Here is a 20797-nt window from a genome sequence, read left to right as displayed (position 1 = left end):
TGTCTTCTGGCGATGGTTCTTTCGACGACGGCCGCGGCCCGCGACGATGGCGATCGCTCGCCCGAAGACCGCACCGGCCAGTGGCACGTTTCGGCCTATTCGGGCCAGGCGGCCTCGGATCGCCTGCTCGACATCATCACGAAGTTCGATACGCCGTTCATCGATTCCTACCTGGTCGCGGTCTCCCCGGGCTGGGTCCATATCCAGACGAAGAACTGGCGCTTCGAGGTCGAGGGCCAGGCAGTCAGGCACTGGGGCGACTTCCAGGACCACTGGGAGTTCAACGCGGCCTACATCGCGCGCTGGATGCCGTTCTTCTGGGACGACTACGTCGACACCAGCTTCGCCGTCGGCGCCGGCGTGTCCTACGCCACCGAGGTGCCGCTGATCGAGCCGCGGGCCGAGCGGATCGGCGAGCTGGAGAGCACCAAGCTGCTCGGCTACCTGATGATCGAGTTCGAGTTCTCGCCGCCGAACGATTCGCCGTTCGCCGCCTTCGTCCGGCTCCACCACCGCTCCGGCGGCAAGGGCCTGTTCGAAGACGTCAACGGCGGCTCGAACTTCATCACCGGCGGGGTTCGCTGGGACTTCTGAGTCTTCCTTTTCGAGCCTGATCGGTCGGCCGCGGCACCGGGCCGGACAGCGTGTCGAGCAGCGCCGGTACGTCCGGCGCGAGCCGGACCTCGCTTCCGGACTGCAGGCAATCCCGTAACTGGCTGGGTACGCATACGGGATAGGCGGCCTCGTCGGCGTCCCGGATCGCCACCTCCGGATGGGCGAGACAGATCGCTCCGCGCGGCTGCAGCGAGACCCCGTTCATCAGCAGCCACCGGCCGAACGCGTCGAGCTGGTCGCGCAGCTGGTGCTCCGGGTTGTCGATCGCGTTCCAGGCCGGGCAGCTCGAGCAGCCCGAGCGCTTCGCCAGCGGCCAGTGGCGGGCGCCGGGCACCACCTGCACCAGCCCCGGCGTGTTCTTGACCTCGATCACCCACAGCCCGGTCGGACCGGCGACGACGAAATCCAGTTCGCGTTCGCCGTTGGGCAGTCGGGGATCGGGCAGTCGCACCCGATTGAGCACCCGGAAATCGTCGGGCAGGGCGCGCAGCCCGTCCAGCGCGGCCCGCTCGCCCTCGACGCCGGCCAGCTCGCCGGGGTCGACCGAGCTGGCGCCGGGCAGCAGCGCGAAGAACAAGCCCATGCCGGCGATCGCACCGACCAGCCAGGCCAGCGGCGGACTCCACAGGTACAGCAGGCCGACCGTGGCGGCGGTCAGCGGCAGGGCGAGCCAGAGCATCCGCGTGCGCCGGCGCGCGGCCAGGCGCTGTTCCCGGCGATGACGCTCCAGCGCCGGATACGGGGTCACGGATCGGGTGTCGGCCATGGCGGGGGAGTGTGCCACAGGGTCGGCATCCGTTACCCTGAAGCGTCACCTTCGACTGGAGCGACAACGCCGATGACGACGCGGAACGTGGATGTTGCGGTGATCGGGGCCGGTACGGCCGGCCTGGTCGCCTTCGGGCAGGTCCGGAAGCACACCGAAAGCGCGGTGCTGATCGAGGCCGGCGAATACGGCACGACCTGCGCGCGGGTCGGTTGCATGCCCAGCAAGCTGTTGATTGCCGCGGCCGAGGCGGCCCATCGCGCCGGTGACACCGAGCGCTTCGGGGTCCGGACCGGCGAGGTCGCGATCGACGGTCCGGCGGTCATGGACCGCGTACGGCGCGAGCGCGACCGGTTCGTCCGGCTCGCGGTCCAGTCCATGCACAAGCGGATCGAGGACGAGGCGCTGGTCCGCGGCCGGGCCCGGTTCGTCGAGCCGGGGCTGCTGGACATCGACGGCGGCGAGCGCATTCGGGCCGATCGGGTGGTCATCGCCACCGGCTCGCGAACGAACATCGTGCCGCCGCTGAAGCCCGCCGGCGATCGCCTGATCACCAGCGACGAGGTCTTCGACTGGACCGACCTGCCGGCCTCGCTGGCCCTCTTCGGGCCGGGCATCATCGGCCTGGAACTGGGCCAGGCGCTGGCCCGACTGGGCGTGCGGGTGAGGATGTTCGGCGTCGGCGGCGCGGTCGGGCCGATCCGCGACCCGGCGATCCGCGCGCTGGCCCTGGAGGGGTTCCGCGAGGAGTTCCCGCTGGACCCGGATGCCGAGGTCGAGGCGATCGAACGGCACGACGACGGCGTGACCGTCCGCTGGCGCGAGGGCGGTGAGGTACGGGACGAGCGTTTCGATTGGCTGCTGGCCGCGACGGGCCGCCGGCCCAACGTCGACGACCTGGGACTGGAGCATTCGGGTCTTGCGCTGGACGACCGCGGCGTGCCGGTCTTCGATCGCTACACGATGCAGTGCGGCGACGCGCCGGTGTTCATCGCCGGCGACGTGAACAACGAGGTCCCACTGCTGCACGAGGGCGCCGACGAGGGTCGCATCGCCGGCGCCAACGCCGGGCGCTGGCCCGATGTGCGCGCCGGCCTGCGCCGCTGCCCGCTCGCCATCGTGTTCACCGATCCGCAGATCGCCCAGGTCGGGCTGACCCGCGACGAGGTCGAGGCGCGCTGCGGCGATCAACTGGCGGTGGGTGGTGCGTCGATGCGCAACCAGGGCCGGGCCCGGACCATGGGCCGCGATCGCGGCGAGATCCGGCTGTTCGGCCAGCACGGCACCCGGCGATTCCTCGGTGCCGAACTGTTCGGTCCGGCGATGGAGCACGTCGCGCACCTGCTGGCCTGGGCGGCGCAGCAGCGAATGACGGTTCCGGAGATGCTCGACATGCCGTTCTACCACCCGGTCGTCGAGGAAGGCCTGCGCACCGCGCTGCGCGATCTCAACGGCGCGATGAAGCAGACCACGACCGATCTCGACGAGTGCATGGACTGCGGCCCCGGCACGTGAGCGGGCGCGGCTAGTCGGCGGCGCGGAACGGTTCGACCCGGACCCCGTCGGCGATTTCCGTATCGGGATGCGCGATGACCGCGTCGCCGGCCTGGAGGCCCGAGCCGATCACCGTGCGCAGGTCGCCTCGCAGGCCGAGTTCGACCGGTCGCAGCACGGCCCGGCCGTCGACCACCGCGAACACCGCCCAGCCCCCGCCGTGCCGGAACAGCGCGCCGTTCGGCACGCTCAGCACATCGGTCGCGCGGTCGAGGATGAAGCGGGTCTCGACGCGGAAGCCGTCGCCCAGCGCGGACCAGGCCTCGAACGGCGAGACCAGGTCGACCAGCACCCGGGTGCGCTGCTCTTCGACGCCCAGCGCCGAAATCTTGGTGAACGCCGCCGGTTCGATGACCCGCACCTCGCCGGCCAGCGGCGCATCGCCGCCCCAGCGTTCGAGATCGACGGGCAGACCCGGCGACAGCCGGACCGCGTCGGCGGTCAGGACCTCGGCGACGATTTCGAGTGAAGCCGGGTCACCGAGTTCCAGCAGCGGCTCGCCGGGTTGGACCACGCCGGCCGATTCGTGCAGCACGGCCAGCACCCGGCCGGCGACCGGCGCGAGCACCCGGAAGGCCTCGAGCTCGTCGTCGCCGTTGGTTTCTCCCTGGAGCAGCGCGGCGCGCGCGTGCCGCAGGCCCTGGCGGGCCACCTCCACGTCGAACTCCGCCGAGCGCAGGTGCGCCTCGGCCTCGCGCCGCGCGGCCCGGGCGCGGTCGAGCTGGTTGGCCGAAATCGTGCCGCGCTCGAACAGCGGTTCCAGTCGAAGGAATTCCTGCTCGGTCAGTTCCGCCGTGGCCCGCGCGGCTTCCAGTCCGGCCTCGGTGGCCGCCACCGCGGCCTCGGCGCGCGCGACCTCGGCCCGCGCCGCCTCGAGGCTCCGCCGGTCCAGCACCGAGCTCGGTGCCGGCTGCAGGCGCAGCAACTCCTGGCCGGCCTCGACCCGGTCGCCGACGTCCCAGTCGATGCGCAGCGCGAAGCCGGCCACCGGTGCGGAGACGACGAACCGGTCCTTGACCCGCGTCCGCGCCCGCTCGCGGACCGAGTCGATGACCGTGGCGGCCTCGGCCCGAACGATGTCGACGGGCACGGGCTGCGGCCGGAAGCTCAGCGTCAGCAGCAGCACGACGGCGATCACGACCGCGGCGGCGAGAAGGGTCTTTCGTTCCGGAGTCTTCATTCGCGTGTCTTCAGTACTTCGACCAGGTCCAGGTGATAGAGGCGGCGACCGATGGCGACGGCCGAGACCAGCATCGCGATCAGCACCACGGCGGCGGCGAACGCGTAGCTGGCCGGCTGGATCACGGTCGGGATCCGATAGAACTCCGAGGCCATGGCGCGGCCGATCCAGTCGCAGAACCAGGTGCCGAGCAGGCAGCCCAGCGGAATCGCGATCAGCGTGACCAGGACCAGTTCACCGATCAGGATCCAGGCGATCTCGCTGCGCCGGAAGCCGAGCACGCGCAGCGACGCCAGTTCGCGCGAACGTTCCGACAACGACAGCCGCGCGGTGTTGTAGATCACGCCGAAGGCCACGGTGGCCGCCAGCACGGTGTTGATGAAGGCGAACACCAGGATGTTTTCGCCCATGGTGTCGTTGAAGGCGTCGATCATCGCCCGCCGGAGCGTGCTGGCCGCGACCCGCGGCCGCTCCTCCAGCGCGTCGAACACCGAGGCCAGACGGTCCCCGTCGACGGCCAGGAAGGCCCCGGAAATGCGGTCGCCTTCGTCGAGCAGTCGGTTCAGCGCGTCGATGTGCATGTAGCCCGAGGCGCCGACGAATTCGCGGACTTCACCGACCACGAGCACGTCGAAGACCGCGTCGCGCCGATCGAGCAGCTTCATCGTGACCCGGTCACCGGCGCCGACGCCGAGCCGATCGGCCAGCCAGTCGGTCAGCAGCACCCCGTCGTCGGGCATCTCGATCGGTGCCAGCGAAGCGTCCAGCGCGCGGTGCAGCACGGGATCCGACGCGTAGCCCTGAACCGCGGTGCGGTAGCGGCGATGGGCGCTGGACAGCTCCACCGGCACGCCGCGGAACGGCTCGACCCGGGTCACGCCGGGAATCGAGGCCATCTCGTGCAGTGCGTCGCGGCCGGCCGGCTCGGTCAGCGTCACGGTCAGGTCCTCGCGCGCCGAAAAGCCGAACTGCACGTCGAGCATGTAGTCGATCGTGTCCTGCTGGAACCGGCCGGTGATCAGGATCGCCACGGCCAGCGCGATGCCGACCACGGCCAGCGTCGACTTGACCGGCCGGCGTTCCAGGTTGCGCGCGATCATCCGGGTCGGCTGGTCCATGCCGCGAACGCCGGGCAGGCGCTCGAGCACGGTCCGGCGGAATCCGCGCGGTGGCTCCGGCCGCATCGCCTCGGCCGGGGCCAGCCGGAACGTGGCCCACAGCGCGCGCAGCGTGCCGGCCAGCGCGGCCGCGACCGTCACCAGCACCGCGCTGGCGTAGATGGACAGGCCGGGCTGGTAGTACAGCGCAGGAAAGCGGAAGAACTCGCGGTAGATCGAGGCCAGGCCGTGACCCAGCCAGGTGCCGGCGATCATGCCGGGCACCAGGCCCAGCAGGCAGATCGCCAGCACCAGTCCGACGTAGTGCGCGGCAATCGTCCGGTTGCGATACCCGAAGGCCTTCAGGATCGCGATCTGGTCGCGCTGCATGCCGATCAGCCGGTGCATGACGATGTTGAGCAGGAAGGCCGCCACGCCGAGAAAGATCACCGGCACGATCTTTGCCATCGCGCGCAGCGAGGCGAGTTCGGCGTCGAGGTAACTGTGCGAGGTCTGGTCGCTCCGATCGTAGGCGCCGGTGCCGCCCCAGGGTTCCAGTTCGTCGTCGATCCGGTCGATGACGTCGGCCGTCGACGCCCCGCGGGCGAGTGCCACGGCCAGGCTGTTGAAGGCGCCGTCCATGTCCGCTGCGCGCTCCAGCGCCGACTCGCGCATCCACAGCACGGCGTAGCGCTCGTAGTCCGGGAACAGCGCGCCGGGGCGGATCTGGTAGACGTATTCCGGCGACAGCCCGATCGCGGTGATGGTCAGCGCCATGGCGCGGCCGCGGACGATCGCCTGCAGCGTGTCGCCGGGTACCAGCGCGTGGGCCTCGGCGAAGCTCTCGGAGACCACCACCTTTGCCGCGCCGTCGCCTTCCGGCAGTTCGCCGCGGTCGATGAACAGGCGGTTGAGCATCGGCTCGCCACGTTCGGGCAGCGAGGCGATCAGCGCCTCGACGGGCTCGTCGAAGCCGGCCAGGTCCAGCGTCGCCGGCATCCGGATCCGGCCCTCGGCGACCTGTACGCCGTCGATCTCGCGGATGCGCGCCAGCGTCGAGCGCGGCGCCCGCTTGAGGTCGGCGAACACCTCGGCGAAGCGGTAGTCCTGGTAGAACAGGCGCATCGAATCGTCCAGCGCGTCGATCGTCGACAGCGAGATCACCCAGGTCGCCACGCCGCCGGCGATCACCATCGCGATCGCCACCGCCTGCGCACGCAGGTTCCAGAGATCGCGACACAGCTTGCGGTTCAGCGCCAGCATGGTCACCAGCTCAGCGACTCGGGCGCCGCCCGCTCGTCGTTCTCGTCGATCGAGACGATCCGGCCGTCGCTGAGGCGGACGACACGGTCGGCCATTGCGCCGATCGACGCGTTGTGGGTGATGATGGCGGTGGTCGTGCCCAGCTCGCGATTGACCCGCTCCAGCGCCTTGAGCACCTGCACACCGGTCTGCGAGTCCAGCGCGCCGGTCGGTTCGTCGCACAGCAGCACGGCCGGTTGCTTGGCGATCGCCCGGGCGATCGCGACGCGCTGCTGCTCGCCGCCGGACAGCTGGGCCGGAAAATGATCGGCGCGCTCGCCGAGCCCGACCAGCGCCAGGGCCTCGTCGGTGGCCATCGGGTCGCGGGCGATTTCGGTGACGATCGCGACGTTCTCGCGCGCGGTCAGGCTGGGGACCAGGTTGTAGAACTGGAACACGAAGCCGACGTGCTCGCGGCGGTACTCGGTCAGCGTGGAATCATCGGCGCCGCACAGCTCCAGGTCGCGGTAGCGCACCGAGCCGGCCGTCGCGCTGTCCAGTCCGCCGAGGATGTTCAGCAGCGTCGACTTGCCGCTGCCCGACGCGCCGAGCAGCACCAGCAGCTCGCCGCGGTGCAGGTCCAGATCGACACCGCGCAGGGCCAGGATCTCGCTGTCGCCGACCTCGTAGCGCTTGGTCACGCCGCGCATCCGCAACAGCGGCGTTCCGTCGAAGGCCCTGTCCCGGTCGGTCTGCTGCTGCGGCCGTGACGCCATTCTGCTGCGCTCCACGTTCTGCATCGTGCCGGTCCCCGGCCGGTGCGCTTGCACCGGCGTCCCCCTGTATCCTACTCGCCTTGCCACCCGCGTTCGCTGTCCGACCGATGACCGAATCCACGCCCGAGGAGTCCCCGCAGGCCGCGTCGATCCTGTCGGAGGCCCGGCGCCGACTGGCCGCCGGTGACACCGCCGCGGTGCTGCTCGAACTCGAAGCCCGGGCCGGTCACGAAGCCACCGACGCGTTGCTCCGCGACTGGTGGCTGGCCGAAGCGCGGCCCGATCGGGCCGGTCCCGTGCTGGAGCGGCTGGTCGGAGCCGATAGCGCGGAAGGCTGGGCGGCGCGCTCGGCGCAGGCGCTGCTGGCCGGTGATCCGGGGCGGGCGGTCGAGGCCGCCCGGCAGGCGATCCGGCGCGACGCCGATTGCGCCGCGGCCTACGGGCACCTCGGCCGCGCGCTGTTCAACGCCGGCCGGATGGCCGACGCCGAGCGCTGCTTTGCCGAGGCCGTTCGACGCGACCCCGATTCGGCGGTGGCCCGCTACAACCAGGGTCATCTGCTGCGCGCCGCCGGACGCCTCGATGCCGCCGTCGCCGCCTACGGGGAAGCGCTGGCGCGGGCACCGGGGCTGCGTGCCGCGCGATTCCATCGCGGTATCACCCACTCGCTGGCCGAGCGTCCGGGCGCGGCGCTGGCCGATTTCCAGGCGCTGCTCGAGGCCGATGCCGCCGATCTCGAAGCGCGCCTGAACGCCGGCCTGGCCCGACAGACGCTCGGCGATCTCGACGCCGCCGAGGCCGACTACCGGGCCGTACTCGAGCGCGCGCCCGATCACCCGCTGGCCTGGACCTACCTGGGCATCCTGTGCAACGAGCAGCTGCGCACCGCCGAGGCCGTCGAGGCCCTCGAGCGCGCGCTGGCGCTTGACCCGAACGAGCTCGACGCGCGGCGCGAGCTGGCCAATGTCTTCGAGAAGGCCAATCGCCTGGACCAGGCCGAGGCCGCGCTGGCCCCCGCGCTACCGGCCGCGGCCGAGCACCCCGGTGTCGTCGTCGATGCCGCCCGGTTGAAGCGGCGGCGCGGCGACGCGGCCGGCGCGCTGGCGCTGCTCGACCGAATCGATCCGCGCGGCCTGCCCGAACGGCTCGCGTTGGAGGTCCAGTTCGAGCGCGCGAACGCGCTGGATCGTGCCGGTCGCTACGACGAAGCGCTGTCGGCCGTGCGCGATGCCAACCGCCGGGCGGCATCCGGCGCGCGGCGAGCGCGGATCGACCGCGCCGCGTTCCCGCGCGAGGTTGCCGGCGTTCGCGACTGGCTGGCTGCCGGTGCGCCGGGCATCGACAGCCGCGGCGCCGACAGCGGCGCCGAGCTGTGCTTCATGATCGGCTTCCCACGCTGCGGCACCACGCTGCTCGATACCATCCTCAACGCCGCCGAGGGCCTGGCCACGCTCGACGAGCGCCCCACCTTCGAGCGCGCCCGCGCCGCACTGGAGCCGAACGGCCAGCCGTACTGGAGCCGCCGCCGGCCGTTCCCCGCCGCCGACGCCGACGCCTTCCGCGCCGCCTACCGCAAGGCCGTGGCCGACGAACTGGGCGACCGCCCGACCGACCGGGTCGTCGACAAACTGCCGCTGCGCGTGCTGCACGCGCCGCTGCTGGCGCAGGCCTTCCCGGCGGCGAAGTTCGTCGTTTCCCTTCGCCACCCGGCCGACGTGGTGCTCAGCAACCTGATGCAGCACTACGTGCCCAACGACGCCTATGTCCACTTCGACACGCTCGACGACACCGTCGCGACCTACCTCGACGTGATGCAGCTGTGGGCCGCCATCCGGCCGTTGCTCGAAGGGCGCCTGCACCTTGTTCGCTACGAAGACCTGGTCGACGACCCCGAGGCCGAAGTCGCTCGGGCCTGCGCGTTCCTGGGCATCGACTTCGACCCCGCCATGCTCGATCCGGCCACTCGCCTGGCCGGCCGCGAGCGGGTCCGCACCAACAGCTACGAGCAGGTCGCCGAGAGCATCTACCGCCGCTCGGCGGGGCGCTGGCGGAATTACCGGGACGCGCTGATGCCGTATCGCGACCGCTTGCAGCCGGTCCTCGACGAGTACGGGTATTCGATGGAGTGAGGCCTCGTTGTCGGTCGGTGCCCGGTTCGTTTTCCAGTGTGCCCCGCCACTCCTTGGGTAACGTATGGCGAGTCGGAGAGCGTTTGGCTGCAAGGCCTGTCTCGCAGGGAATGGCAGCGTCCTTATCCAGGCGACGGAACGCCGCCGATGAAGGCTCTCCGGCTCGCCCTTCCAAGGAGCGCGCCTGAACCGACATTGCGGCCTTGCGTCCCTTGTCATGGGCTGGCCACTCACTGCGGGCCGCGCCTTGCACTGTCGATTCAGGCGCACGTTGTAGGTCACACAATGAGTGGCGGGGTACACCAGGATCGTCGCCAGGATGCGAAGGAGCGAAGGGCGCGAAGAGAAGCGTCTGGTGTCGGAGCTGCAGGAGCGTTTTTCCCGGAGACGCAGAATCTCGAAGGAAAACGGATGACAGTTCTAAGGACTCCGGTGGCGCTCGGCGTCCCCGGAAGCGCCTGATCGGACGCCCATGGGCGTCGATGCAGCGGTCGCGGAGGAAGGGCCCGTCGTGCAGCCCGGGGACGCGCACCCGGGGAATTTCAGGGTTCGGATGTTCTGCGCGTTTCCGCGTCGCTGCGAGAAATCGCTTCTCGTTCCTGCCTTTTCAGGAAGCCGTTTCTCTTCGCGCCCTCGCAGTTCTCTTTGCGCCTTTGCGCGCATCCTCCAAGGGAACGAAGCCGACAACGCCGACTCGCCGCAAAGGCCGCAACCACCCCTACCGCCGGAAGCGCTTGACCAGATCCCCGTAGGCGTCGATGCGGCGGTCGCGGAGGAAGGGCCAGATGCGACGGACGGTGGCGGTGCGGCGGCGGTCGATGCGCGCGATCAGGACCTCGGCCTCGGTGCCGGCCTCGGCCAGGATCTCGCCCTGGGGGCCGGCAATGAAGCTGTGGCCCCAGAACTCCGCGTCGAAACCCGAGCCGCTGCGGTCCGGTTCGCGGCCGACGCGGTTGCAGGCGGCCACCGGCAGGCCGTTGGCCACGGCGTGACCGCGCTGGACCGTGCGCCAGGCGTCGAGCTGGCGGGCCTGTTCGTCGGCCGGGTCGTTCGGGTCGTGGCCGATCGCGGTCGGATAGAGCAGCAGCTCGGCGCCGGCCAGCGCCATCAGGCGGGCGGCCTCCGGGTACCACTGGTCCCAGCAGACCAGCACGCCGAGTCGGCCCACGGAGGTGTCGATCGGTTCGAAGCCGAGGTCGCCCGGGGTGAAGTAGAACTTCTCGTTGTAGCCGGGGTCGTCGGGGATGTGCATCTTGCGGTAGATGCCGGCAAGCCGGCCGTCGGTGTCCAGCACCAGCGCGGTGTTGTGCGCCAGCCCCGGCGCGCGCGCCTCGAAGATGCTGCCGACGACGACCACGCCGTGTTCGGCGGCGGCCGCGGACAGTGCCCGGCGGGTCGGGCCATCGATCGGCTCGGCCAGGGCGAAGCGGTCCGGGTCCTGGGTCTTGCAGAAGTATTCGCCGGCGTGCAGTTCGGGCAGCAGGACCAGCTCGGCGCCCCGGGCCGCGGCCTCGGCGATGCCGTCCAGCGAGGCCTGCCGGTTGGCGTCGGGGTCTTCGGTCATGGCGTGCTGGACCAGCGCCAGGGCCAGGGATTCGGTCGGCTTCGACGGATCGGTCATGATCGGAACTCGCGTGCGAAAAAGGGGGTGGGGCGCGGCGTCAGGCCAGCGCGGCCGGGATCTGCATGCAGGCGCAGTGCGGACCGCCGCCCTGGGTGACCAGGGTCGCGGCCGGTACGCCGACCGCGGCGCGATCGGGGAACAGCGCGCCGAGGCGCGCCAGGGCGTCGTCATCGTGTCGGCTGTCGTAGCGCGGCACCAGCACCGCATCGTTGATCAGAACGAAGTTGGCGTAACTGCACGGCCGCTCGGGGTCGGTGTCGTCCGGATGGGGCAGGGCATGCAGCTCGAAGGCGCGGCCATCGGGCGTGCGCAACGATTCCAGCTGACCGAGCAGGTCGCGGGTGGCGGCATCGTCCGGCAGGGTCTGGAATGCGATCCGGCGCGGGCCGACGAAGCGGGCCAGGGTATCGATGTGACCGTCGGTGTCGTCGCCCGGCAGCGGTTCGACGTCGATGGCCAGCACGTCCTCGAGGTTCAGCCATTCGGCCAGTTCGTGGTCCAGCTCGGCGTCGTCGAGGAACGGAATGCGGGTGCGCATGCAGTGGCGATTGATCAGCAGCAGCCCGGAACCGTTGGACTCGATCGCGCCGCCTTCGATCTCGAGATGCGACTGCCGGAAGGTCAGGTCGGCAAACAGCCGATGGCGAGCGAGATGGGTGTTGACGCGGTTGTCCAGCCCGGCTTCGAACTTGCCGCCCCAGCCGCTGAAGTGGAAGTCCAGCGCGCTCCGGCGGCCGGCGTGGACCAGCGTGATCGGTCCGTAGTCGCGGCACCAGGTGTCGTCGTAGGGCAGCTCGATCCGGTGCAGGCCCGGCGGTTCGCCGAGGCGCTCGGCGTCGCGCCGGCTGCCGGGCGGCACCAGCAGGACCACCGGCTGGTGATCCAGCACGGCCGAGACGAAGGCGGCGTAATCGGCCTCGATCGCGTCCAGCGTCGGCGCCCAGTCGCCGTCCGGCGTGGGCCAGGCCATCAGCAGCGCGGACTGCCGCTCCCACTCGGCCGGCAGGCGGAACGCCTGGCGATGGTCGATGGCGGCCAAGTCGTGCTCAGCCGCCGCGGCCGGTCCGGCCGCCGAGCACGGCGCCGTGATGGAGCACGCTGTCGATGACGACGTCGAATTCGAAGTACACGCTGTAGTCGTCGTAGGTCCAGCGAGTGATCGGCGGATCGCCGACCGGGCGGCCGCGGTCGATCGGGGCGCCGTAGCGGTCCTCCACCTCGGCGGTGGTCAGGCCGTTTTCCGGCAGGTCGCGCTGCATTCGCTCGCGGACTTCCTCGATCAGCAGCACGTCGGCGGACGCCGGCGCCATCCAGGCGGCCAGCAGAAGGCCGAAGCCCAGGTGTTTCAGACCCTTGTCCATGGGTTGTTCCTCGCAATGTCCAGTGTTGAAACCACCCCCCGGCACGTCGCGAGGCACGGCCCCGGGGCGGCAACGCGACGCGTGAAATCGTAGCATAGCCCCCGGATACGAAACCAAGCACCGGGCGCGAACGCGGCCCGGATCCATCCACGCACGGAGGACGCCCATGAACCTGCTCATCACCGGTGCCAATCGCGGAATCGGACTCGAACTCGCCCGTCAGCTCAGTCAGCGCGGCGACCGCGTCATCGCGGTCTGCCGAGCGCCGTCCGACGCGTTGGAGGCGCTGGACCTGCGGATCGAATCCGGCATCGACGTGACCGACCGCGGCTCGCTGGAGGAGCTGGCCGGACGGCTCGCCGGCGTCGAACTGAACGGCCTGATCAACAACGCCGGCGTGCTGCGCGCCAGCGATTTCGACGCCCTGGAAGACCAACTCGACGACTACCGGCTGCAGTACGAGGTCAATGCGCTCGCTCCGCTGCGCGTCACGCGCGCGCTGCGCGACCGCCTCGCCGAGGGTGCCAGGGTGGTGATCATCACCAGCCGGATGGGCTCGATCGCCGACAACGGCTCCGGCGGCCACTACGGCTACCGGATGTCGAAGGCCGCGGTGAACATGGCCGGCGTGTCGCTGGCCCACGAACTGAAGCCGCGCGGTGTCGCGGTCGGCCTGCTGCACCCCGGCTACGTGAAGACCGACATGACCGGCAACACCGGCCATGTCGGCCCGGACGAGGCCGCGGCCGGCCTGATCCGCCGCTTCGACGAGCTGAGCCTGGCGACCACCGGCAGCTTCCGGCACGCCAACGGCGATTCACTGGACTGGTAATTGCTGCGGGTCGCGACTGGACCGGATGAGCGGATCAGAGCCGGCCGAGTCGCTGCTGCTCGCCGAGCAGCCTGAGCCAGGCCCGATAGCGGCTGGCCGGGACCCGCCCGGCCTCGGCGGCTTCGCGCACCGCGCAGCCGGGCTCGTGATCGTGGTGGCAGTTTCGGAAGCGGCACGGGCCGGTCGAATCGAACTCGGGGAAGCCGCGCGCCAGCTCGTCCACCGGCATGGCCCACAGGCCGTACTCCCAGACGCCCGGCGTGTCGACCAGCCAGCCGCCAGCGGGCAGCGGGTGGAGTTGCGCCGAGGTCGTGGTGTGGCGGCCCTTGCCGGTGCTGCGCGACAGGTGGCCGGTGTGGAGCTCCAGCGCGGGCAGCAGCGCGTTGGCCAGCGACGATTTCCCCACGCCGGACTGTCCGGCCAGCAGGTGGATGCCGCGGGTCAGCCGCTCCGGCAGGCCGCCGAGTTCCGCCGGTTGCGCCGCGCGGGTCAGGAACCGCTCCAGGTCGAGTTCAGCGAGGTCGCTGAACGGCGGCGCATCGGGGATCGGCAGGTCCGCCTTGTTGATGATCACCACCGGATCGACCCCCTGCATCCGCGCCGCGGCCAGGTAGCGATGCAGCAGGTCTTCACTGGGTGCGGGTTCCGGCGCGATCACGATCAGCAGGGTGTCGAGGTTGGCCGCGATCGGCTGGAACCGGCCCTGCGCCGTGCCCCGCCCGAAGGTGTTGCTGCGCGGCAGGATCTCGGCGACCGCGCCCTGGTCGTCGACCCGGACGAGGTCACCGGCCAGCGGCCGGCCGGTCCGGCGTCGGAAATGCAGCTCGATCGGGGCCGAGTCGGGTGCATCGTCCGGCACCGCGAGTCCGTGGTTGCCCAGCGCGGTCAGGATCCGGTAGGCCGCGCTCATGCCGGCGCTCCGATCGGTTGGTATAGTCGTCGCACGCTCTCAGGATCCCGCTGCATGGACGCCACCCGCCTGATCTGGATCGACCTGGAAATGACCGGGCTCGACGTGCGCCGCGACCGCATCATCGAGATCGCGACCATCGTCACCGACGCCGAGCTCGAGGAGATCGCGACCGGGCCGAACCTCGCCATCCGCGCCACCGACGACGAGCTGTCGACGATGGACGAGTGGAACACCCGCACGCACACCGCCTCGGGCCTGGTCCAGCGCTGCCTGGAAAGTCACATCGACCTGCGTACCGCCGAGCGGCGCACGATCGAGTTTCTCGAGGAGCACGTGCCGCCGGGCAGCTCGCCGATGTGCGGCAACTCGATCTGCCAGGATCGGCGCTTCCTGGCCCGCCAGATGCCCGACCTGGAGGCCTATTTCCACTACCGGAACCTCGATGTCAGCACGCTGAAGGAGCTGGCCCGGCGCTGGGCGCCCGAGATCGCCGACGGGCTGGTCAAGGACACCGGCCACCAGGCGCTGGAGGACATCCGCGATTCGATCCGCGAACTGCGCTACTACCGCCAGTACATGGGTCCGCTGGGCGGGACGGCGTAGCGACGACCTCACGCGCGATCGATTCCGCGTCCGTCACCCGCCGGCCTTCAGCGCCGCCAGCCGGCGCCAGGTATCGACCACGGTGTCGGGATTCAGCGACACGCTCTCGATCCCGTGCTCCATCAGCCACTCGGCCAGGTCGGGGTGGTCCGACGGGCCCTGGCCGCAGATGCCGATGTACTTGCCGTGTCGGCGGCAGGCCTTGATCGCCATTTCCAGCAGCGCCTTGACCGCGCCGTCGCGCTCGTCGAAGCGGTGCGCGACCAGGCCGGAATCGCGGTCCAGGCCCAGCGTCAGCTGGGTCATGTCGTTGGAGCCGATCGAGAAGCCGTCGAAGTGCTCGAGGAACTCGTCGGCCAGCAGTGCATTGGACGGCAGCTCGCACATCATGATGATCTTCAGGCCGTTCTCGCCGCGCTTGAGGCCGAAGCGCTCCATGACCTCGACCACCTCGCGCGCCTCGTCGACGGTGCGCACGAACGGCACCATCGCCCAGACGTGCTGCAGGCCCAGCTCGTCGCGGATCCGGCGCATCGCCCGACATTCGAGCTCGAAGGCCGGCTGGAAGCTCGCATCGACGTAGCGCGAGGCGCCGCGCCAGCCGATCATCGGGTTCTCTTCGTCGGGCTCGTAGGCCTCGCCGCCGATCAGGTTGGCGTATTCGTTGGACTTGAAGTCCGACAGGCGAACGATGACCGGGTGCGGCCCGAACGGGGCGGCAATCGTCGCGATGCCTTCGACCAGGCGGTCGACGTAGAACTGCACCGGCGACTCGTAGCCGGCGATCCGGCGGTCGATCTCGGCTTTCAGTTCCGGGCTCTGCTTGTCGTAGTCCAGCAGCGCGCGCGGGTGGATGCCGATCATCCGGTTGATGATGAACTCCAGCCGGGCCAGGCCGATGCCGTGGTTCGGGATCTGGGCGAAGTCGAACGCGCGGTCCGGATTGGCCACGTTCATCATGATCTTGATCGGCGCTTCCGGCATCTCGTCGAGCTTGTCCTCGGAGACGCTGAAGTCCAGCAGGCCGGCATACACCCGGCCGGTGTCGCCCTCGGAGCAGCTGACCGTGACGTCGTCGCCGTGGCGGACCCGGTCGGTCGCGTCACCGCAGCCGACCACGGCCGGAATGCCCAGCTCGCGGGCGATGATCGCCGCGTGGCAGGTCCGGCCGCCGCGGTTGGTCACGATCGCCGAGGCCTTCTTCATCACCGGCTCCCAGTCGGGATCGGTCATGTCGGTGATCAGCACGTCGCCGGCTTCGACTTCGTGCATGTCGGCGATGTCGTCGATGACCCGGGCCTTGCCCTTGCCGATCCGCTGACCGATGGCGCGGCCTTCGGTCAGCACGTCGCCGCTGCCTTCCAGCTTGAACCGCTCCATGACCTGGCCGCTGCGGCTCTTCACCGTCTCCGGGCGGGCCTGCAGGATGTAGATCTCGCCGGTCTGGCCGTCCTTGCCCCACTCGATGTCCATCGGTCGGCCGTAGTGCTTCTCGATCGCCAGCGCCATCCGGCCCAGCGCCTCGGCGTCGGCGTCGCTGATCGAGAACCGGCTGCGCTCGGTCTCGGGCGTGTCCTCGGTGGTCACGCCGCCGCCGTCGGCGTAGATCATGCGGGTGGCCTTGGTGCCCAGCGAGCGCCTGAGCACCGCCGGGCGACCGGCGTCGAGGTTGGCCTTGAACAGGTAGAACTCGTCGGGGTTGACCGCGCCCTGGACCACGCTTTCGCCGAGCCCGTAGCTGGCGGTGACGAACACCACGCCGCGGTAGCCCGACTCGGTATCGAGCGTGAACAGCACGCCGGCCGCGCCGGTGTCGGAGCGGACCATCAGCTGGATGCCGGCCGACAGCGCGACCTCGGCGTGTTCGAAACCGTGGTGGACCCGGTAGGCGATGGCCCGGTCGTTGTACAGGCTGGCGAAGACCTCGTGGATCTTCTTCAGCACCTCGTCGAGGCCGCGCACGTTCAGGAAGGTTTCCTGCTGGCCGGCGAACGAGGCGTCGGGCAGGTCCTCGGCGGTGGCCGACGAGCGCACCGCGACCGCGATGTCGCTGCCGAAGCGCTTCTCCATCTCGGCCCAGGCTTCGGTGATCGCCTCGTTCAGGGCGTCGGGCAGGGGGGTGTCGACGATCCACTGGCGGATGTCGGAGCCGGCGGCGGACAGTGCCCGCACATCGTCGGTCTCCAGCCCCTCGAGCCGCTCGGCGATCTTCGCATCCAGCCCGGTCTCGGCCAGGAACTCGCGAAAGGCATGCGCAGTGGTCGCGAAGCCGCCGGGGACGTTGACGCCCGAGGCAGCCAGGTTGGAGATCATCTCCCCGAGGGAAGCGTTCTTGCCGCCGACCTGGTCGAGGTCGTCCATGCCAAGCTGGTCGAGCCAGTGGATATACTCGTTCACGTGGTGGGTGCCCTTTGGTCCGTGCCGGATCGGTTCGTAATCGGTTGCAGCCCGGATTGTACCGCCCCGCCGCCCCTCATTTCCCTCGAGTCCCGATCGATGCGCCGAACCGTCCTGTTCATTTCCGATGGCACCGCCATTACGGCCGAAACCTTCGGCCACAGCCTGCTGACCCAGTTCAAGGGCACCGAGTTTCGCCAGGTCCGGCTGCCGTTCGTCGACACCCGCGAGAAGGCCGAGGACGCAGTCCAGCTGATCAACCGGGCCTCCGAGGTCGACGGGGTGCGGGCGCTGGTGTTCAACACCATCGTCGATTCCGACGTCAGCGCGGTGCTCGGGGAGTCCGACGGCCACGTGTTCGACCTGTTCGGGACCTTCCTGCCGCCGCTGGAGGAAATCCTGGGCCAGAGCCGCTCGGATTCGGTCGGCCAGGCCCACGGCATCCGCGACAGCCACCGCTACGAAGACCGGATGGAGGCCACCAACTACGCCCTGACCCACGACGACGGTATTTCCAAGCGCCTGGACGAGGCCGACGTGGTGCTGGTCGGGGTGTCGCGGTCGGGCAAGACGCCGACCTGTCTCTACATGGCCTTGCATTTCGGAATCAAGGCCGCAAATTACCCTTTGACTGAAGAAGATCTGGAAAAGCCGCGGCTGCCCGATTTCCTGCGCACGCACAAGCGCAAGCTGTTCGGGCTGACCATCGACGCCGAGCGCCTGGCCGAAATCCGCCAGGTGCGCCGGCCCGACAGTCGCTATGCCTCGCTGAAACAGTGCCGCTACGAGGTCGATGCGGCCGAGGCGCTGCTGCGATCCGAGGGCGTTCCGATGCTCAGCTCGACCAGCGCCTCGGTCGAGGAACTGGGCAGCCGGATCCTGCTCGAGCTGGGGCTGCAGCGCGATCTTTTCTGAACCACTTCCGCGCCGATTTGTCAAGAATCGGAAATCGTGAATCGCTGTGGTAACCTGCCCGAAATGTCGACTCTACTGCGCAATCCGAACACGCTTTCCCGGGTCATCGCGCGACGCCTGCCGTCGCTGCACTCGGGCGTCTTTCATGCCCTGAACGTACTGATGCCGAACGACCTGGGCCGCAGCGACCTGCTGGTGTCCCGGGTCGACAACGCGCCGGACCTGTACCTGCGCGTTCTCGAGCGGCACAACTACACCACGTTCCTGCAGCTGACCTACGTCCTGGGCCCCGAGCGCGAACAGCACCCGAATGCCCACATCCGGGTCTACCACGACGCGCGCATGGCCGAGGCCACGTCGTTCTCGCCCGAGCAGGGCATCGAGCGCCTGGCCGGCCCCGACCTGCCGGTTCGCGGCCTGGTCGAGCGCAGCTGGCGCATGAATCGCGCGCTGCTGAAGTGGCTGGAATACCTGCTGGCCGAGGGCCACAGCGCCGAGACCATGAAGGCCACCGAAGACGTCCCCGCCGACCTGCCCGAACCCGAGCCCGTCCCGGCCGAAATGACCAAGGAAACGCTCCGGGTCGAGTGACCGGGGTTCGATCCCACGATTCCGAGCGGCCGGGCACTGTCCCGGCCGTTTTCGTTCGTGGCCTCGATCGAGTCCTGGCGGCGTGTTCTCCGGATGCTGGGCGCGAAGGCCTCCGGAAACACTGCAGGAGCGCGAAGAGAGCGTGAGAAAGGACGCAACGGATTGAAAAAACTCAGGGAAAATCGGTGCCTCCGGGGTTTCGATCGCCGTCGAACCGAAGTGACCTCCGGCAACATGTGCCTCCGCTGACCGGTCCACTGCGCGCCGGCGACGAAGGATTCCTTGCAAATTCGGATATTTCTATCGAGCCCTTGCAGTTTTCCCGGCGCTCTTCGTCCCCATCATCCGGGGGACCGGACGCAGGATTCCATCCCAAGCCACCCGCTTCAGCCTGCGCTGACCCAGGTTTTCTCGCCGGACACGCCGTCCGGGCCGATCAGGCGCATGCGAACGCGGAAGGTGCCGTCGGCCGGTTCGATGTCGAACAGGCGGGCGGCGGCATCCGGGGCCGAGGCCGATGGAGTGCAGAACACCGGCAGCGTCGCGCCGTCGGCGGTCGGCAGGTCGTAGCGGTGGTCGTGGTGCAGGTGGCCGTGGAGGACCAGGCCGGCACCTTCATCGTGCAGGAGGCTCGCCACGGCCGCGTCGTCGGCCAGGGCCTTGCGCCGCTTGCAAAGGCCCGGTACCGGCGGGTGGTGGATCAGCACCACCCGGAAACGGCCGCGGGCCTCGCGCAGCGCCGCGGCCAGTCGGGCCCGGCCCGCTGCTCCGACCTCGCCGCGGGCCGAGCCGACCGGCGTGACGACGGCCGAATCCACGGCAATCAGGTGGACCGGCCCGAACCGGCGAACGGCGACGCGGTCCTCGGGCCGGTGCAGCCAGGCCGCCCACTGCGCATCGATCCGCTGGCGCGAGCCGGGACCGAACACATCGTGGTTGCCGGGCGTGGCCAGCACGCGCTCGTCCGGTGCAAGCCGCTGAAGCCACGCGGTGGCCTCGTCGATCTCGTCGGGCGTGCCGGTCTGGCACAGGTCGCCGGTAACGGCCCAGGCGTCCGGGCCGGCGGCCCGGACCGCATCGACCAGCGCCTCCAGCTGCTCGCGCCGGTGCAGGTGCCGGCGCCGGCGCTGCCAGCTCAGCCAGCTCAGCCAGCGCTTCGACGGCCGCCCGCCCGGCCAGCGATCGGGCAGCGGCGTCAGGTGCGGGTCGGTGAGGTGGGCGAGGCGCATCGTGAGTGGAATCGGCACAGGAAGCAGTTGCAGGGGAGTGTACCCGCGCTTCGTGCCGTTTCTCACCGCCCCCGTTCCCACGATGCCATAATCGGATGTCGAGGGCTTCGATCCGCACTCGACGCGGAGGTCGGCTACGCCGACGCCGGTCAGTGCTGACAGCGAAGACGATTCACGGCCCGACATCGACCCTTGTCGATGGCCTCGGCCCTGATGGACCAGTCCCTGTTTTCTTGCCCCTAGACCTAGATCCTAGACTCCAGACCCCAGATCCCCATGTTCCTCGATACCCAACGTCTTGCCGCCATGGACGGCGAAACCTTCCGCGCCACCCACCCGTACCCGTGGGCGAATCCGGCCGACCTGCTGACCGAAAGCGGCTACCGCACCCTGATCGAGCACCTGCCCGACGTCAGCGTGTTCAAACCGGTGTTCGGCCGCAGCCGCAAGCACGGCCAGCAGAGCCACGACCGCTACGCGCTGGAATGGCACGACGACCTGCCGGTGTCGGATGCCTGGAAGGAATTCGTCAACGAACTTCGTGGTCCGGAGTATCACGATTTCCTCGCCCGGATGATCGGCCACAGCGACTTCAGCCTGAAGTTCCACTTCCACTACACCCCCAACGGCTGCTCGGTGTCGCCGCACTGCGACGCGGTCTGGAAGCTGGGCTCGCACATCTTCTATCTGAACACGGAAGACGACTGGAAGCCCGAATGGGGCGGCGAGACCCAGGTGCTCGACGACAAGGGCCGATTTTCGGCCCGCTCGGCGCCGGCCTTCGAGGATTTCGACGAAGCGCTCAGCTCCGAGTCGATCGGCAACCGCAGCCTGCTGTTCATCCGCCAGGGCAATTCCTGGCACGGCGTGAAGCCGATCCAGGCGCCGGAGGACGCGCTGCGCAAGGTGTTCATCGTGGTCATCAACCGCGACACCCCGTGGTACCGCCTGCGCAGCCGGCTCAAGATCTGAG

Annotated in this window: 18 protein-coding genes; 8 read left to right on the top strand and 10 right to left on the bottom strand. The window is 69.7% G+C overall.

Annotated features, from left to right (window positions below):
• Positions 1–12: 12 nt before the first annotated feature.
• Positions 13–594 carry a hypothetical protein gene (locus tag HFP89_RS02770; RefSeq protein WP_168716112.1) on the top strand — a complete coding sequence of 194 codons (582 nt, stop codon included), beginning with the start codon at positions 13–15 and terminating at the stop codon, positions 592–594.
• Here the strand turns inward: HFP89_RS02770 and HFP89_RS02765 are convergent.
• Positions 566–1399 (bottom strand): nuclease-related domain-containing protein, encoded by an 834-nt coding sequence (locus tag HFP89_RS02765; RefSeq protein WP_168716111.1) that lies wholly within the window; start codon positions 1397–1399, stop codon positions 566–568. The genes HFP89_RS02770 and HFP89_RS02765 overlap by 29 nt on opposite strands.
• Positions 1400–1453: 54 nt before the next feature.
• On the opposite strand from HFP89_RS02765, the gene HFP89_RS02760 reads away from it, so the two are divergent.
• The gene (locus tag HFP89_RS02760; protein WP_168716110.1) at positions 1454–2896 is read left to right on the top strand and encodes a dihydrolipoyl dehydrogenase; all 1443 of its coding nucleotides are present in this window, start codon (positions 1454–1456) and stop codon (positions 2894–2896) included.
• A gap of 10 nt (positions 2897–2906) precedes the next feature.
• Here the strand turns inward: HFP89_RS02760 and HFP89_RS02755 are convergent, their stop codons facing one another.
• Genes HFP89_RS02755 through HFP89_RS02745 form a run of 3 tightly spaced genes read right to left on the bottom strand, consistent with a single transcriptional unit; the run spans position 2907 to position 7164 of the window.
• Positions 2907–4115, bottom strand: coding sequence for an HlyD family efflux transporter periplasmic adaptor subunit (locus HFP89_RS02755; protein ID WP_168716109.1), 1209 nt, complete (start codon positions 4113–4115; stop codon positions 2907–2909).
• Positions 4112–6475 carry an ABC transporter permease gene (locus HFP89_RS02750; RefSeq protein ID WP_168716178.1) on the bottom strand — a complete coding sequence of 788 codons (2364 nt, stop codon included), beginning with the start codon at positions 6473–6475 and terminating at the stop codon, positions 4112–4114. The genes HFP89_RS02755 and HFP89_RS02750 overlap by 4 nt, the downstream gene beginning before the upstream one ends.
• Before the next feature lie 2 nt (positions 6476–6477).
• Complete coding sequence (locus tag HFP89_RS02745; RefSeq protein ID WP_168716177.1) at positions 6478–7164, bottom strand: ABC transporter ATP-binding protein; 687 nt, start codon at positions 7162–7164, stop codon at positions 6478–6480.
• Between the two features lie 173 nt (positions 7165–7337).
• Between HFP89_RS02745 and HFP89_RS02740 the strand changes: the two genes are divergently transcribed.
• The gene (locus tag HFP89_RS02740; RefSeq protein ID WP_168716108.1) at positions 7338–9359 is read left to right on the top strand and encodes a tetratricopeptide repeat-containing sulfotransferase family protein; all 2022 of its coding nucleotides are present in this window, start codon (positions 7338–7340) and stop codon (positions 9357–9359) included.
• Positions 9360–10077: 718 nt separating this feature from the next.
• Here HFP89_RS02740 and HFP89_RS02735 read toward each other — a convergent pair.
• Genes HFP89_RS02735 through HFP89_RS02725 form a run of 3 tightly spaced genes read right to left on the bottom strand, consistent with a single transcriptional unit; the run spans position 10078 to position 12344 of the window.
• Entirely contained in the window at positions 10078–10980 is a 903-nt protein-coding gene (locus HFP89_RS02735; protein WP_206212194.1) for a carbon-nitrogen hydrolase, read from the bottom strand.
• Between the two features lie 40 nt (positions 10981–11020).
• Positions 11021–12022 carry an agmatine deiminase family protein gene (locus HFP89_RS02730; protein ID WP_168716107.1) on the bottom strand — a complete coding sequence of 334 codons (1002 nt, stop codon included), beginning with the start codon at positions 12020–12022 and terminating at the stop codon, positions 11021–11023.
• Positions 12023–12029: 7 nt separating this feature from the next.
• The gene (locus tag HFP89_RS02725; RefSeq protein WP_168716106.1) at positions 12030–12344 is read right to left on the bottom strand and encodes a hypothetical protein; all 315 of its coding nucleotides are present in this window, start codon (positions 12342–12344) and stop codon (positions 12030–12032) included.
• Between the two features lie 166 nt (positions 12345–12510).
• Here HFP89_RS02725 and HFP89_RS02720 point away from each other — a divergent pair, with 166 nt between their 5' ends.
• The gene (locus HFP89_RS02720; RefSeq protein ID WP_168716105.1) at positions 12511–13176 is read left to right on the top strand and encodes an SDR family oxidoreductase; all 666 of its coding nucleotides are present in this window, start codon (positions 12511–12513) and stop codon (positions 13174–13176) included.
• Between the two features lie 34 nt (positions 13177–13210).
• Here the strand turns inward: HFP89_RS02720 and rsgA are convergent, their stop codons facing one another.
• Positions 13211–14086 carry a ribosome small subunit-dependent GTPase A gene (gene rsgA, locus HFP89_RS02715; protein ID WP_168716104.1) on the bottom strand — a complete coding sequence of 292 codons (876 nt, stop codon included), beginning with the start codon at positions 14084–14086 and terminating at the stop codon, positions 13211–13213.
• Between the two features lie 54 nt (positions 14087–14140).
• Here rsgA and orn point away from each other — a divergent pair, with 54 nt between their 5' ends.
• Complete coding sequence (orn, locus tag HFP89_RS02710) at positions 14141–14692, top strand: oligoribonuclease (protein ID WP_168716103.1); 552 nt, start codon at positions 14141–14143, stop codon at positions 14690–14692.
• A gap of 33 nt (positions 14693–14725) precedes the next feature.
• Here orn and ppsA read toward each other — a convergent pair whose 3' ends face one another.
• Complete coding sequence (ppsA, locus tag HFP89_RS02705) at positions 14726–17089, bottom strand: phosphoenolpyruvate synthase (RefSeq protein ID WP_168716102.1); 2364 nt, start codon at positions 17087–17089, stop codon at positions 14726–14728.
• A gap of 99 nt (positions 17090–17188) precedes the next feature.
• Here ppsA and HFP89_RS02700 point away from each other — a divergent pair, with 99 nt between their 5' ends.
• Both HFP89_RS02700 and HFP89_RS02695 read left to right on the top strand, forming a co-directional pair.
• The gene (locus tag HFP89_RS02700; RefSeq protein ID WP_168716101.1) at positions 17189–18004 is read left to right on the top strand and encodes a pyruvate, water dikinase regulatory protein; all 816 of its coding nucleotides are present in this window, start codon (positions 17189–17191) and stop codon (positions 18002–18004) included.
• 63 nt (positions 18005–18067) lie between these two features.
• A complete protein-coding gene (locus tag HFP89_RS02695; protein ID WP_168716100.1) occupies positions 18068–18595 on the top strand; it encodes a DUF1249 domain-containing protein in 528 nt (175 codons plus the stop codon).
• A 386-nt stretch (positions 18596–18981) separates the two neighbouring features.
• Here HFP89_RS02695 and HFP89_RS02690 read toward each other — a convergent pair whose 3' ends face one another.
• Positions 18982–19824: a metallophosphoesterase gene (locus HFP89_RS02690; protein WP_168716099.1), complete on the bottom strand. Its 843-nt coding sequence runs from the start codon at positions 19822–19824 to the stop codon at positions 18982–18984.
• Between the two features lie 276 nt (positions 19825–20100).
• Here HFP89_RS02690 and HFP89_RS02685 point away from each other — a divergent pair, with 276 nt between their 5' ends.
• On the top strand, positions 20101–20796 hold the full coding sequence (locus HFP89_RS02685; protein ID WP_168716098.1) for a 2OG-Fe(II) oxygenase: 696 nt from the start codon (positions 20101–20103) through the stop codon (positions 20794–20796).
• The last annotated feature ends 1 nt before the right edge of the window (position 20797 follow it).

The sequence above is a fragment of the Wenzhouxiangella sp. XN79A genome, from assembly GCF_012272825.1.
Classification (GTDB): domain Bacteria; phylum Pseudomonadota; class Gammaproteobacteria; order Xanthomonadales; family Wenzhouxiangellaceae.
Note: the sequence above shows the minus strand (reverse complement) of the source record. Positions and strands in the feature narration are given on the sequence as shown.

What these genes read in the sequence shown, in the direction of transcription:
- HFP89_RS02770 (WP_168716112.1), top strand. Translation starts at nt 13, where the DNA reads ATGGTTCTTTCGACGACGGCCGCGGCCCGCGACGATGGCGATCGCTCG.
- HFP89_RS02760 (WP_168716110.1), top strand. Translation starts at nt 1,454, where the DNA reads ATGACGACGCGGAACGTGGATGTTGCGGTGATCGGGGCCGGTACGGCC.
- HFP89_RS02755 (WP_168716109.1), bottom strand. Translation starts at nt 4,115, where the DNA reads ATGAAGACTCCGGAACGAAAGACCCTTCTCGCCGCCGCGGTCGTGATC.
- HFP89_RS02750 (WP_168716178.1), bottom strand. Translation starts at nt 6,475, where the DNA reads ATGCTGGCGCTGAACCGCAAGCTGTGTCGCGATCTCTGGAACCTGCGT.
- HFP89_RS02745 (WP_168716177.1), bottom strand. Translation starts at nt 7,164, where the DNA reads ATGCGCGGCGTGACCAAGCGCTACGAGGTCGGCGACAGCGAGATCCTG.
- HFP89_RS02740 (WP_168716108.1), top strand. Translation starts at nt 7,338, where the DNA reads ATGACCGAATCCACGCCCGAGGAGTCCCCGCAGGCCGCGTCGATCCTG.
- HFP89_RS02735 (WP_206212194.1), bottom strand. Translation starts at nt 10,980, where the DNA reads ATGACCGATCCGTCGAAGCCGACCGAATCCCTGGCCCTGGCGCTGGTC.
- HFP89_RS02725 (WP_168716106.1), bottom strand. Translation starts at nt 12,344, where the DNA reads ATGGACAAGGGTCTGAAACACCTGGGCTTCGGCCTTCTGCTGGCCGCC.
- HFP89_RS02720 (WP_168716105.1), top strand. Translation starts at nt 12,511, where the DNA reads ATGAACCTGCTCATCACCGGTGCCAATCGCGGAATCGGACTCGAACTC.
- rsgA (WP_168716104.1), bottom strand. Translation starts at nt 14,086, where the DNA reads ATGAGCGCGGCCTACCGGATCCTGACCGCGCTGGGCAACCACGGACTC.
- orn (WP_168716103.1), top strand. Translation starts at nt 14,141, where the DNA reads ATGGACGCCACCCGCCTGATCTGGATCGACCTGGAAATGACCGGGCTC.
- HFP89_RS02700 (WP_168716101.1), top strand. Translation starts at nt 17,189, where the DNA reads ATGCGCCGAACCGTCCTGTTCATTTCCGATGGCACCGCCATTACGGCC.
- HFP89_RS02695 (WP_168716100.1), top strand. Translation starts at nt 18,068, where the DNA reads ATGTCGACTCTACTGCGCAATCCGAACACGCTTTCCCGGGTCATCGCG.
- HFP89_RS02690 (WP_168716099.1), bottom strand. Translation starts at nt 19,824, where the DNA reads ATGCGCCTCGCCCACCTCACCGACCCGCACCTGACGCCGCTGCCCGAT.
- HFP89_RS02685 (WP_168716098.1), top strand. Translation starts at nt 20,101, where the DNA reads ATGTTCCTCGATACCCAACGTCTTGCCGCCATGGACGGCGAAACCTTC.